Genomic DNA, 13,495 nt, shown 5'->3' on the forward strand with positions numbered 1-13,495 from the left:
CCGGCTTTCCATGGCATACGACGAATCGGGGCGCGCCGCGCGGTGTCGCGTCGTGACGGCGCTGCTCGCTGTTGCCCTCATCGTGCTCGTCGGGGCCAACCTGTGCATCGGGAGCGTGCTCGTGCCCGCAGACCACATCCCCGGCATCCTTTCGGGCGGCGCGGCCAATTCCATGGAAAGCCAGGTCATCTGGGAGATTCGCCTGCCGCGCGTGCTTTCAGCCGTGCTTCTCGGCGGGGCACTTTCGCTTTCCGGGTTCCTGCTGCAGACGTTTTTCAACAACCCCATCGCCGACCCGTTCATCTTGGGCGTCTCCTCGGGCGCAAAGTTCGTCGTCGCGCTTACGATGATCGTACTTCTAGGCGCGAACCAGGCCATGTCCTCGCCGGCCATGGTGGCCGCAGCGTTTCTGGGCTCGCTTATCACCATCGGCTTCGTGCTCCTCATCGCACGGCGCATAAGTTCCATGGTCATGCTCATCGTGGCGGGCGTCATGGTGGGATACATCTGCTCGGCGGCGACGAACTTCCTCATCGCCTTCGCCGACGACCAGTCCATCGTGAACCTGCACAACTGGTCTTTGGGTAGCTTCTCGGGTTCGAGCTGGGACGACATCGCGATCATCGCGGTCGTGGTGATCACCGTGAGCGCATGCGTATTCGCGATATCGAAGCCCCTTTCCGCCTTCCAGCTGGGAGAAGCCTACGCGAAAAGCGTCGGCGTGAACGTCGAACGCTTCCGCGTGGTGCTCGTCCTTCTAGCGAGCATGCTCTCCGCCTGCGTGACCGCGTTCGCTGGTCCGGTGTCGTTCGTAGGCATCGCGGTTCCGCATCTCGTGAAGTCGGCGCTAAAGTCGTCGAAGCCCATCCGCGTGATTCCTGCGTGCTTCTTGGGAGGCGCCATCTTCTGCGCGGGCTGCGATTTGATCGCGCGCACGCTGTTCTCTCCCGTCGAGCTTTCCATCAGCGCCGTCACCGCCATCTTCGGCGCTCCGGTGGTTATCGCGCTCATGTTGAAGAAGCGGGTGAGGTAGATGGGGGAATTCGTGCCGCGGCCCAAAACGCTCGGAGGGGACATTCCATGCTTAGACAGTCCTGAGCTCGCACGAAAGCGCCAGAAGGCACTTTCGGCTCGTGCGGAACTGCGCGCGGAACGCCTCCTCCGAGCGGAGCCGAACCTCGAAACTACGGTCGAAACGCAGGCTGACGGAGCGCCGCTTTTCCACATAAGCGACCTGTCGGCGGGCTACGACAAGAAGGTCGTAGTCGAAGGCGTCGATCTGGAGGTTCGCGCGGGCGACGTCGTGGCGCTCATCGGGCCGAACGGCTCGGGCAAGTCGACCATCTTGAAAACCATCACACGCCATCTGGCACCGCTTGCCGGCGCGGTCGAGCTCGACGGGCGGGAGATTTCCCGATGGAAGACGGCGGAGTTCGCAAGGAACCTTGCCGTTATGCTGACAGATCGCCCCCGGACCGAGCTCCTCACCTGCCGCGATATCGTAGAGGCGGGAAGGCATCCCTACACCGGGCGAATGGGCACACTCTCGCCCGACGACAATAGTCGGGTCGACGAGGCCATGAAAACCGCACATGTGGAAGAGCTCGCCGAGCGCGACTTCATGCAGATAAGCGACGGGCAACGCCAGCGCGTCATGCTCGCACGCGCCATCGCGCAGGATCCGCGTGTGCTCGTGCTCGACGAGCCCACGTCGTATCTCGATATCCGCTACCAGATCGACCTGCTGCGAATACTTCGCCACCTTGCGAAATCGCGGAATGTGGCTGTCATCATGTCCATCCACGAACTCGAGCTCGCGCAGAAAAGCGCCGACAAGGTGATTTGCGTGAAGGACGGCCGGGTCTTCCGCGCCGGCGCACCCGAGGACATATTCACGCGCGAGACGATTGGCGAGCTCTACGGCCTTCAGCATGGCACCTTCAACGAGCGCTTCGGCAGCGTGGAAATTGGGCGCCCGCACGGCGATGCGCACACGTTCGTCATCGCCGGCGCAGGTACGGGGTCGGCTGTGTTTCGCCAGCTCGTCCGGCAGGGCAAGGCGTTCTACGCGGGCGTTCTGCACGAAGGGGACATCGACTGCGAGCTCGCGCGCGACCTGGCAGCGGAATGCGTGGCCGAGCGCGCCTTCGAGCCGATCGGGGATAAAACCATAGCCCGCGCCAAAGAGCTCCTCGTCCACTGCGCGCGCCTTATTGTGTGCCCCGCCGCCTTCGGCACCATAAACGCCCGCAACGCAGAGCTCGTCGAGTTCGCACGCTCGCATGGTATCGAGGTCATGTGAGCGTGCGAAGGCGCATCGGAGGATTCCCAATTGGAGTGGGAAGGATAAACTGGACTTTCTTTTAATGATCCTCAGGCTACAGCTCCTACGCCGGCGAGGTCTACAAGGCGCCGGAGAACCTCGTAAACAGGAATTTCCACGCCGACGAGCCCAACCTGCTGTGGCTCACCGACATCACCGAGTTCAGGCTCCCGGGCGGCGAGAAGGTCTACCTGAGCCCGGTCGTCGACTGCTTCGGCGGGATGCTCGTCGCCTGATCGATCGGGCTGCACCCCGACAAGCGCCTCGCGAACTCGAGCCTGCGCCTAATCCAAGCGAGATTCCAGACTCGACAGGCCATTGAGAGTCAGGTCGTTGGCGACCTCCGAGACGCGCTCGATAGGAACCGAGTCGTCAGACAGCGCCCATGTGCGATAGATTCCGATAATACCCGACAGCAAAAACGCCAGATAGTAGTCGAACATCTCGTCCTTGAGACCGTGGGGCAGCAGATCGCGCTCGGCAATCTCGTGCTCGAGCGGCGCACGAAGACGAGCCATAAAATCATCGAGCGGAATGTTCTCGATCAGCTGACGATTGAGCACCAGGTTGTTGCACAGCGCCTCGTTAACGGTTTTAAAGAAGGTCGCCGCCGCGCCCAGGGCGCGCTCGTTGGTGTCACCGTCCATGGAAGCAAGCGTTTTCTCGACCGAGTCGACAATCATCTCCACCACATCGACGGCAATGGCATCGAGCAAGCCATCAACCGTACCAAAGTGCACGTAGAAGGTTTTACGGTCGACATTGGCCTCGCGCGCGATGGCACTCACCGTAATGTCTGCCAGCGGCTTTTCCATGAGCAAGCGCTCAAAAGCGGAAAGGATGGCATTGCGGCTGCGAACGATACGGCGATCAATACGCGGTTTACTGGTGGCCATGGGTGTGTCCCTTCGATATGCGAGCATTCATCAACAGATGAGAGATAATCTACGTAAGAGGATTATCCCCCATACAGCTCAAATATGCCCCGCATCATGAAGAACGCACGACTGCCCTACCGCGACTTAGGGTGCTTCTTCTTATTGAGCGCCGACGGAGATACGCGGATACCGTCGCCCGTCTGGCGCACATAGGCTTTATGAGCCGGCTTAGCGGTCCCAGAAGCCTTCTGAGCGTGCTTCCTGGGATCAACGGTAACAGCATTCGTGGGGTGCGGCTTAGTGGGCGCAGAGGGCGTCTGAGGCTCGCGGCCGAGCTTGCGCATCACGCGATCCCAGCGCGCATGGATGCTCTCGTTGTGGGCGCTCTTAAGGCCCAGCAGGGGCGCAGCCAAAATGATCGGCGCAATAAATGTAATGAGGCGCCACAGCAGATAGCCGGCGGTCGAAGCCGACCCAAAGAAATGACCCAAGAACAATGCAAAGCCGCCCTCAGCGCCACCAGTTCCACCGGGCAAGGGAACCGCAGAGCTCAGCAGCTGGACAAAGGCGCTCGCGGCCATGACCGAAAAAAAGTCGACCTCGTGGTGGCCAAAAGCAAGCATCAGGAAATATGGAACCAGATAGAAAAACGCGAGCTGCAGCATGGTGATAAACACGGTGAGCAGCATGGAAGAAAAATGTCCGGCCGAAAGCTTGAACTTCTCGGAGAAGGAGTAGATCTCGCCGTCGACAAACGTGCGCCATCCCTCGATCTTAGTGGCCGAGACACCTATGCGCTCGAGCCAATTGATGATGCAATGGGCGACGCGCGTGACGGTCTTAGGCATGAGCGCGACGGCGAAGATACCAAGCAAGATGCAGCAGTGGCCGCCAAAACTAAAGACGCACAGCAGCGTCATGTCGCCATAGCGCTCGGCAAAAAACGGCATGCGAGCAAGCAATAGGATAGCGCCCCAGGCAACGAGGCCAAACTGATACACGATAAAGCGCGTGAACTGCGTGGCACCGGCCTCGCCGACATTTTGGCCTGCCTTGGTCAGGCGGTAGATCTGGGCGGGCGTAGAGCCCATCATCATGGGCGTCAGGTTGCCAAAGAAGATACCGCTCGCCTCGACCGAGATCAGGTCGCGAATGCCGACGGGCGAATTGGGATCGAGCCAGACGGCGATCGCATAGGCGACGATGCCAAAGAACAGGTACAGGAACATGCAAAAGCATGCAGCAACGAGCCACGGCGCCTGAACGCTCGACATGGCAGCCCAGAACTGTCCCATCTGACCGGTCACAATCAGATAAACGATATAGCCAACCAGCACGACGCCGATAAAAATGGCACCGCGGCGTGCACCCTTGTTGTCATCGCCGCCCGAGGCCTCAACCTCGACCCGGGGCTTAGATGTATGCTGAAAGGACTCCGTCATGAGGCTCCTTCTGACCGTCCAAATATCTTGCATATTGTACCCGCAAGGGCCACAAGCAGAACGTAAAGCTATGGGCCAAATGGGAATTGCAGATGGTTTGCTCGGAAATAAAAAACCCGGGCTTCCGTGGGAAGTCCGGGTCTCAGATTCATGGTAGCCCGTACCAGATTCGAACTGGTGATCTCCGCCTTGAGAGGGCGGCGTCCTAAACCGCTAGACGAACGGGCCATAAGCCTCAGCAGAAAAGAAGTGGTAGCCCGTACCAGATTCGAACTGGTGATCTCCGCCTTGAGAGGGCGGCGTCCTAAACCGCTAGACGAACGGGCCACATGACATCTGCACTGCCGTGCTGCGAGGAAATATATTACGGGACAAAAAACATCAGCGCAAGAAGAAATTCCAAATTGCCGAAAAAATTGTCGGCAGGTTATGGAACGCGCAGGTCAACTGGTTAGCTAGTTCAAGTTGAGATGAGCCAGGAGGGCTTCGCGGTTGTTGGGGATGTTGTCCTCGATCACGGCGTCGAGGGCAGCGTTGAGAAGCTGCCCCAGCTCCGGCCCCGGCTTGACGCCGGCGCGGATCAGATCGCCACCATTGATGGCAAGCATCTTGAGTGTATAGGGCTCCCCCGCCTGCAGCAGATCGTGGGCGAGCGTACGCATCTCCTCGATCGTCTCGACGTAATAGAAGCACGAGGGCGCCTTGCCGAGCGTGTCGGCACGCTTAAGGTCCATGAGCTCGTCCATCAGACGCGGCGTATCGACACCCTCGCCCGAAAGCGCGCGCATCATATTGAGCAGGCAGGAGCGCTCGGGGCGCAGCGGCTTGTCATGGTATTTGATCAGCAGGCACACATCGCGCACCAAATCGTGCGAGAGCGCCAGGCGATCCATGATGACACGCGCCTTCTTGGCGCCGAGCTCGGGATGACCGTAGAAGTGGCCGCTGCCGTCGTGATCGACCGTAAAGCACTCGGGTTTGGAAACGTCGTGCAAAAACGTAGCCCACATAAGGCTCGACGAGGGCGCGACGCCGTCGCACAGCGCCAGCTCCCCTGCCACCGTCAGCACGCGGGCGATATGCTCGTAGACGTTAAACGCATGATAGACGCTGCGTTGATCAAACCCGCGAGCGGACGCGAGCTCGGGCACGGCGGCGCAAACAAGCTCGGGGTAGCGCAGCATCGCGTCTCCCCCATGGCCGGTCGAAAGGATACCCTCGAGCTCAATGCCCACGCGCTCGCGCGCCACAGCATCGAGCAGCGGCGCGCACTCGGCAAGCGCCTGTTTAGTCTTAGGCTCGATCATAAAATCCAGACGGCAGGCAAAACGCACCGCGCGCAGCATGCGAAGCGCGTCCTCGTTAAAACGACGCTTGGGATCTCCAACGGCGCGGATGAGCTTGCGGTCTAGGTCGCCCTGACCATCGTAGCGGTCGACAAGACCACGCTCGGGATGCCAGGCCATAGCGTTAACGGTAAAGTCACGACGCGCCAGATCGTCCTCAAGCGACGCCGCACGCTCCACACTCTGGGGATGGCGGCCGTCGGTGTAAAAGCCGTCTAGGCGGTAGGTGGTGACCTCAATGCGCTCATCATCGCAAATAGCCGTGATGCCGCCAAATTTTATGCCCGACTCAACCACGGCAATATCAGCCGCTTCGAGCGCCTCTTTGGACTCCTGCCACAGGCCGCTGCAGCACATGTCAACATCGTGGCTGGGGCGTCCCATCAGGGCATCACGTACCCAACCGCCCACGTACCAAGCCTCAAGACCTGCTGCCTCAAGCGCACGCAGGACACGGATAGAGGCATCGGTCGGCTGCGTACCGTTGAGCGAAACATTGCACATGCCTATGGCCTCCTGCGACTATCAAATTGGCTATCGATTGCGTCTGCAAGAAGTCTAGCAAGAAACAGCCTCCACTGCACACGCAAGTCCGATAAACAAAAACGCATCCGTCCTGGTCTAAGACGGATGCGAAATAATTGAACTATTCAGGCAAGGTGCCGGAACTAGCAAACCTGACGAATTGCAATACCCTTCTGATACTCATCGACCTTGGCAAAATCGCCCAGACCCGGGCACTCGACCACGTTGGCGCCGGTGGCCATCGAGAGGCGCAGGGCGTCCTCGACGCGCTCGGGAGCGTCGTGCCACACGGACAGGAAGGCGGCCAGCGAAGAGTCACCGGCGCAAACGGTCGACAGCAGCTTGACCTCAAAGGTACGGTTGGCAAACCAGATGTGCTCGCCGTTGGAGAAGTACGCGCCGGCGCCACCCAGGGTCAACAGCACGTTCTTGGCGCCCTTGGCATGCAGCTCGGCCATGGCAGCCTTGACGGACTCATCGTCGCCGCCGCTCACCTTAATGCCAAAGATGTCGAGCAGCTCGTCGTCGTTAGGCTTAATGAGGAGCGGCTCCATAGCAATGAGGTCGGCCAACTGATGGCTCGAAATATCGAGCACGAACTCGGCGCCCTTTGCCTTAACGCGGCGAAGCACCTCGGCCAGGAAGCCCTCAGAGGTGTTGGGGGGCAGCGAGCCGCTAATGACCAGGCAGGTCATGTCCTCGAGCGAATCGATCAGCTCAAACATCTCCTGCTCGTTGGCCTCGTTGATGGCGGCACCGGCGTTGACCATGTTGTACTCGGTGTCGGGACCGGCATTGAGGAACACGTTGACACGCGTGATGCCGTCGGTCCACACGGGCTTGACGGGAACGCCCAGGGCCTCGGCGCCCTTAACGATGAACTCGCCCGAGAAGCCGGCGAAGAAGCCCAGGATCGTGGTGTCGACGCCGTAGTGGTCGAGCGTAAACGAAACGTTGAGACCCTTACCGTTGGGCGTGTAGACGGCATTGCGGGTACGCGTGACGGTGTTGGCAGCAAGACCGTCGCAGGAGATGTTGTAGTCAATGGCGGGATTTGCAGTAAGCGTGTAAATCATGAATGATCCTTTCACGAAGCAACGTGTTAATGAAAGTATATTCCACGCTTCGGTAAAAGGCTACAACAACTCGGTGAACGGTGTGGAAGCGATGAAGTACGGCAGGACACCTCTCCACCATGGCGGAACAAAAAAGGCGCCCCGGCCGAAACCGGAGCGCCGCATGCGCAAGAATATGTCGCGTTTCGCTTACTTGCGATCCAGCTTGCGGACAGCAACGCGCTTGCTGTACTCGTCGACGTGACCGAAGTCGCCGATGCCGACGGACTCAGCGACGTTGGCGCCGGTGGCCATAGCGAGCTTCATGGCCTCCTCGACGTTGTCGCGATCCCTGTACCACTTGTGCAGGAACGCAGCGAGGGTGCAGTCGCCGGCGCAGACGGAAGAGACAAGCTTGATGTTGAACTCACGCTTGGCATACCAGATGTCCTCGCCGTTGGAGAAGTAAGCGTCACCGCGGCTACCACGGGTGAGCAGCACGTTCTGGACGCCGGCCTCGTGAGCCAGCTTCATGGCAACGCGGACCTCGTCGTCGGTGTCGACCGGCACGCCGAAGATAGCCTTCATCTCGTGATGGTTCGGCTTAATGAGCAGCGGCTTCTTGTGAGCGAGCTCCTTGAGCTTGTCGGAGGACAGGTCCAGGACGACGTCGGCGCCACGGGCCTGAGCGTGCTCCATGACCTGAGCCAGGAAGTCGGGCGTAGCTTTGGGAGGCACGGAGCCGGAGACGATCAGGCACTCAAGGTCGCCCGCGGTGTCCAGGATGTTGTAGAGCTCCTCCTGGTGCTGCGGCGTGATCGGAGCACCGGGGTTGAGGATGCCGTACTCGTGCTGGCCATCGTTGACGTAGGTGTTAATGCGCGTGATACCGTCGGTCCAGACCGGGCGGCAGAGGCAACCCAGGTTCATGACCTCCTCGACGATGAACTTGCCCGTGAAGCCAGCGAAGAAACCGAGCGCGACGGTGTCGACGCCCATCTTCTTAAAGGCGAAGGACACGTCGAGGCCCTTGCCGTTAGCCGTGTAGCTGGCCGAGCCGGTGCGGACGTTCTCGTCGGGCTCGAGCGGAGAGCTCGAAACCGTCATGTCGACAGCCGGGTTAGCGGTTAGCGTGTAGAACATTTACAGTACCCCCTGTATATGTGAGGGCCGCGTGGCCGGCCCATTCCAACCACGCGGTTACCTCTGATACCAAATTAGCGAGCTGCGGACTCGAGCAGTGCCTTGACCTCGGCAGCGGTGTTGCAGGCGAGCGCCTTCTCGGCGAGCTCGTCGCACTCGGCCTTGGTCCACTGGCTGATGGTCTTGCGGGCGCGCAGGATGGACGGAGCGCTCATCGAGAACTCCTCCAGGCCCCAGCTGATCAGCAGCGGCTCGAGCAACGGATCGGCAGCGGCCTCGCCGCACATACCGACCATGATGCCGGCCTTCACGCCGCTCTCGATGATGTTCTTGAGCGAGCGGAGCACGGCGGGATAGTAAACCTGGTACAGGTTGGAGATGGTGTCGTTGCCACGGTCGGCGCACATGGTGTAGCCGATCAGGTCGTTGGTGCCGATGGAGAAGAAGTCGGCGACCTCGGCCAGGCGGTCAGCGAGCAGCGAGGCGGCAGGCGTCTCGACCATGATGCCAACCTCGATGTTCTCGTTGAACTTGCGACCCTCTTCGGTCAGCTCGGCCTTGCACTGCTCGACGAGCTCCTTGACAGCCAAGACTTCCTCGACGCAGGTGACGAGTGGGATCATGATCTTGACGTCACCAAAGGCGCTGGCGCGCAGCAGGGCGCGGAGCTGGACCTTGTACTGATCGGGGTTGGCCAGGCAGTAACGCACGGCACGGAAGCCCATGAAGGGGTTCTCTTCCTTGACCATGTGCAGGTACGGAATCTCCTTGTCGCCACCCACATCGAGCGTGCGGATGATGACCGGAGCGCCCTTGAGCGCGCTGGCGACCTTACGGTAGGCGTTGAACTGCTCCTCCTCGGAAGGAAGCTCAGCAGAGTCCATGAACAGGAACTCGGAACGGAACAGGCCGATAGCCTCGGCATCGTGATCAAGCGCGTTGGGCACGTCATCGGGGTTGCCGATGTTGCAGGCGATGATCTTCTTAATGCCGTCGGCAGTCACGGACGGCTTGCCGCGGAAGGCCTCGAGAGCCGCCTTCTCGGCAGCGAAAGCCTCGGCCTTGGCAGTGTAAGCGGCGAGCGTCTCCTCATCGGGATCGGCCTCGACGATACCCTTGCCGCCGTCAACGACAACGGTCATACCGTTGCGCAGCGCGGTGCAGCTGTTGGAAACCGAAAGGACAGCCGGGATCTCGAGGGCGCGCGCGATGATCGCGGAGTGCGACGTGCGGCCACCGGTCTCGGTGACGATACCGGCAACGTGGGCCTTATCGATCGTGGCGGTCATGGACGGCGTGAGGTCGTGCACGACAACGACGGTGTTCTCGGGCAGGACGGAGAGGTCGACGACCTCCTTGCCCAGCAGCTCGGCCAGAATGCCGGTGCGGATGTCGGCGATGTCGGCCGCGCGCAGACGGAACATCTCGTCGTCCATGGACAGGAACATGTTCTCGAACATGGTCGAGGTGTCCATGAGCGCCTGCTCGGCGCAGGTGCCGCCGTCAATGGCGGCGTTGATGGCGTCGGTCATGCCGGGATCCTGAGCCAGGACAATGTGTCCGCTCATGATCTCGGCCTCGGCCTCGCCCACCGTCTCCTTCATGTGGTCGGCCTGAGCCTGAGTCTTCTCGCAAAAGACCGAAAGAGCGGTCTGATAGCGCTCCTTCTCTGCTGCCGAATCAGCAACCTCGTGCGGCTCAAACGTCAAGTCGGGATCGACGGCGACCATGACGGTGCCGATACCGATGCCCTCGGAAGCGTTGACTCCCTGATACATTCCCATTCCTCTCTCCGTGTCATGTGATAAAGCGTTTTGCCATATCCACGACAAAAGAGCGCAGCTACCTTAAAACAGGTCACTGCGCCCCCAAATATGAACTTAGTTGTTCAACATGCGACCCGTTTGAGTTCTACTCGCCAAGACCGCTCTTGATGAGCTCGATGGCAGCAGCCAGAGCCTCGGCCTCGTCAGTGCCGTCGCACTTGACCTCGACCTCGGTGCCGCAGGGGATACCAGCAGCCATGAGGGCCATCGGGGACTTGCCGTTGACCTCCTTCTCGGGGGTGACGACCGTCACGTCACAGGCGTACTTGCCCATGGTGGAGGCGAACAGACCAGCCGGACGCATGTGCAGACCCTGAGGATTAACGAGGGTAGCCTTCTCAGAAACCATAGTTGACTCCTTTTTTGTGTTTAACCCCTGTCATGCATGTGGCAGGAGTCAGATTCACGACGTTGTTTATATTAACTCACATCAAACGGTTTTTCATTGTGTTTCGCACGAATTGTTGGACAGTTGTCTGTTCTGTCCGCTTGCTCGCCCCGTACCCCGCGCGCGGACCCATGAGATTTCCTGCTCTACAGTCCTGCTCGCACGAAGAGCACATTAAGTGCTCTTCGGCTCGTGCGGAACTCGCGATAAATCTCATGGCCCCCGCGCGCGGGGTCCGGGGCGAGCAAGCTGCGGAAACTCGGTCGGTCCAAAGTAATATCGTGCGAACGGAATTCTGGCTGATGACTTGTTCGCGACAAAGACTCGATAGGCAGCCCACTCTATGCCCTTTTGTAAGTTGCGGTGAAATAGGGACTGAATTTGGGGTTGAATCGTTTAAACAGTCCCCATTTCACCGTAACTTATGGGAGGGCATAGAAAAAGGCGGGGGCTCCTGGTGGAGTCCTCGCCTTTGTTACAGGGGGCGATGTTATTCGCGTACTGTGGGATTAGACCAGGCGGGCATTGATCGTCTTGGCGATCTCGGCGGCGTCGGTGGAACCCTTGACGGTGCCACGGAAGTCCTCGTCCATGAGCGCCTCGGCAACCTTGGACAGGATCTTGAGGTGCGTGGTGCCAGCCTGTGCACCAGGGATGAGCAGAGCGATGGCCACGTTGACGGGAGCGCCGTCCATGGTATCCCAACCGGTCACGCCGGACTCGTCCTTAACGACGATGACGGCAGCCTCGGTAATGGCGTCGGACTTGGCATGCGGGATGGCGAAACCCTCCATCATGCCCGTGGTGCCCTCGGCCTCGCGGGCCAGGAAGGCGTTCATCACGGCGTCGGCGTCGCTGGCGATACCGGCCTTGACAGCCTGGTTGGAAACGAAGCTCAGAGCCTCGTCACGAGAAGCGAAGTCCTCGGCGACAAAGACATTCTCGACCTTCACGAAGTCGACAGCCTCGGCCTTAGGGGCCTCAACGGCAGCGGCCTTGGAAGCCTCAACCGGCTTGGCTACAGGAGCGGCCTTCTGATTCTTCTCGAAGTCGTACTTCTTGAAGGCCACGAACAGGATGCCACCGACAACAGCGCCAATGAGGATCGCGAGGACCCACAGCGGACCGTTCTCGACAACGGGCAGGACCAGGAAGCCACCGTGGGGCGCCGGATCGTGGACGTTGAACATAATGGTCAGGATCGAGGCGATGGAGGAACCGAGCATCATGATGGGCATGACCGGCCAGATGTTCTTGGTCATGAACGGAATGGCGCCCTCGGTGATGTGGGTGCAACCAAGAATGAGGTTGACGATACCGGCGTCGTGATCCTCCTGGCTGAAGTACTTCTTGCCGACAACGACAGCGAAGGTAGTGATCAGCGGCGGAACGATGCAGGCGGCAGAGACGGCAGCCATGAAGTTGGTGCCGAAGTTGTAGGTATCGGTGCCAACGCCGGCAGCCAGTGCCTCGGTGAGCATAGCAGTACCGGTGACGTAAGCAGCCTTGTTGACCGGGCCACCCATGTCAAAGGCGCACATGCAGCCGATGGCAAGACCCAGGACAACGGCGCCAGAGGCGGACAGGCCCTTGAGGAAGTCCATCATGGCGGTGTTGATGGCAGCCATGGGGCCCGAAATGCCGAGCATGACCAGGCCGACGATAGCCGTCGAGAACAGCGGGTACAGGAAGATGGCCTTGAGGCCGTCTAGGTTCTTGGGCAGACCGGCAAAGACCTTCTCGAGCAGCAGGATGACATAGCCGGCGAGGAAGCCGCCGACGATGCCGCCCAGGAAGCCGAAGCCCACGCCGGCGCCACCGGCGTCGATCATGCCGGTCTCGGCGTTAACAGGCAGGCCCTGGATGGCGATCATACCGGCAACAAAACCGGGGACGAGCGCCGGGCGCTTGCCGATGGATTCGGCGATGTAGGCGGAAAGCACCGGAACCATGAGGTTCATGGCGATGCCGCCGATGATCTTCAGCATCGCAGCAAAGCTGTTGTAGTCAGACGCCGTCGAATCGAAGGACGTAATGCCCCACAGGAACGAGACGGCGGTCAGGACACCACCGGCAACGACGAAGACCAGCATATGGCTGACACCGTTCATAAGGTGCTTGTAGATGACGTGGCCGATGGACTCCTTCTCCTCGGTCTCGTCCTCGACATCGGCAGCGACTGCAACCGTGCTGTCGCCCTTGGCGGCGAGCGCGCGGTCAATCAGCTTACCGGCGGCCTCAACGGACAGGGCCTTGGAAACACCGACGGAAACCATGGGCTTGCCGGCGAAACGCTCAGCCTGGACATCCTTATCGGCTGCGACGACGACGGCCTTGGCACCGGCGATCTCGCTCTTGGTGAGCTCGTTCTCGACACCGACCTGGCCATGGGTCTCGACCTTAATGGTCAGACCTCGCTCGGCAGCTGCCTTCTCCAGCGCCTCCTTCGCCATGAAGGTGTGCGCGATGCCGGTCGGGCAACCGGTGGCGGCGATGATGTCAAACTTAGCCATGTGTCCCTCCTTTTTAAGTTTTGCGCCCGCAGGCGCTCCCCTACACGCGCGTCCTT

General features: G+C 60.2%; 10 protein-coding genes, 2 tRNA genes and 1 pseudogene. 3 read left to right on the forward strand and 10 right to left on the reverse strand.

All coding sequences use genetic code 11. The annotated features are described in order from the left end of the window. The first annotated feature begins 10 nt into the window (after positions 1–10). The 3 genes and pseudogenes from DWW51_RS05820 to DWW51_RS10375 all read left to right on the forward strand — a co-directional run. The gene (locus DWW51_RS05820) at positions 11–1,033 is read left to right on the forward strand and encodes an iron ABC transporter permease (RefSeq protein ID WP_117773825.1); all 1,023 of its coding nucleotides are present in this window, start codon (positions 11–13) and stop codon (positions 1,031–1,033) included. Continuing rightward, on the forward strand, positions 1,034–2,302 hold the full coding sequence (locus DWW51_RS05825) for an ABC transporter ATP-binding protein (protein WP_117773826.1): 1,269 nt from the start codon (positions 1,034–1,036) through the stop codon (positions 2,300–2,302). A gap of 77 nt (positions 2,303–2,379) precedes the next feature. Further along, a pseudogene (locus tag DWW51_RS10375) lies at positions 2,380–2,556 on the forward strand (IS3 family transposase); the annotation flags it as partial. Positions 2,557–2,607: 51 nt separating this feature from the next. Here the strand turns inward: DWW51_RS10375 and DWW51_RS05830 are convergent. The 10 genes from DWW51_RS05830 to DWW51_RS05875 form a co-directional block, all read right to left on the reverse strand. After that, on the reverse strand, positions 2,608–3,219 hold the full coding sequence (locus DWW51_RS05830) for a TetR/AcrR family transcriptional regulator (protein ID WP_158565433.1): 612 nt from the start codon (positions 3,217–3,219) through the stop codon (positions 2,608–2,610). A 116-nt stretch (positions 3,220–3,335) separates the two neighbouring features. Further along, positions 3,336–4,643 carry a lysylphosphatidylglycerol synthase transmembrane domain-containing protein gene (locus tag DWW51_RS05835; protein WP_117773828.1) on the reverse strand — a complete coding sequence of 436 codons (1,308 nt, stop codon included), beginning with the start codon at positions 4,641–4,643 and terminating at the stop codon, positions 3,336–3,338. A 151-nt stretch (positions 4,644–4,794) separates the two neighbouring features. Beyond that, positions 4,795–4,871: transfer RNA gene (locus tag DWW51_RS05840), tRNA-Glu, on the reverse strand. A gap of 22 nt (positions 4,872–4,893) precedes the next feature. Further along, a tRNA-Glu gene (locus DWW51_RS05845) sits at positions 4,894–4,970 on the reverse strand. Between the two features lie 128 nt (positions 4,971–5,098). Beyond that, on the reverse strand, positions 5,099–6,493 hold the full coding sequence (locus DWW51_RS05850) for a CCA tRNA nucleotidyltransferase (RefSeq protein WP_117773829.1): 1,395 nt from the start codon (positions 6,491–6,493) through the stop codon (positions 5,099–5,101). A 164-nt stretch (positions 6,494–6,657) separates the two neighbouring features. Continuing rightward, the gene (locus DWW51_RS05855; RefSeq protein WP_117773830.1) at positions 6,658–7,590 is read right to left on the reverse strand and encodes a 1-phosphofructokinase family hexose kinase; all 933 of its coding nucleotides are present in this window, start codon (positions 7,588–7,590) and stop codon (positions 6,658–6,660) included. A gap of 189 nt (positions 7,591–7,779) precedes the next feature. Beyond that, positions 7,780–8,712, reverse strand: a complete 933-nt coding sequence (locus tag DWW51_RS05860; protein WP_055250439.1) for a 1-phosphofructokinase family hexose kinase — start codon at positions 8,710–8,712, stop codon at positions 7,780–7,782. Positions 8,713–8,786: 74 nt separating this feature from the next. Beyond that, positions 8,787–10,490: a phosphoenolpyruvate--protein phosphotransferase gene (gene ptsP / locus DWW51_RS05865; RefSeq protein WP_099431685.1), complete on the reverse strand. Its 1,704-nt coding sequence runs from the start codon at positions 10,488–10,490 to the stop codon at positions 8,787–8,789. A 133-nt stretch (positions 10,491–10,623) separates the two neighbouring features. Next, a complete protein-coding gene (locus tag DWW51_RS05870; RefSeq protein ID WP_117773831.1) occupies positions 10,624–10,887 on the reverse strand; it encodes an HPr family phosphocarrier protein in 264 nt (87 codons plus the stop codon). 548 nt (positions 10,888–11,435) lie between these two features. Continuing rightward, entirely contained in the window at positions 11,436–13,439 is a 2,004-nt protein-coding gene (locus DWW51_RS05875) for a fructose-specific PTS transporter subunit EIIC (RefSeq protein ID WP_117773832.1), read from the reverse strand. Between the last annotated feature and the right edge of the window lie 56 nt (positions 13,440–13,495).

This window comes from Collinsella sp. AF15-51 (assembly GCF_003462845.1).
Lineage (GTDB): Bacteria > Actinomycetota > Coriobacteriia > Coriobacteriales > Coriobacteriaceae > Collinsella.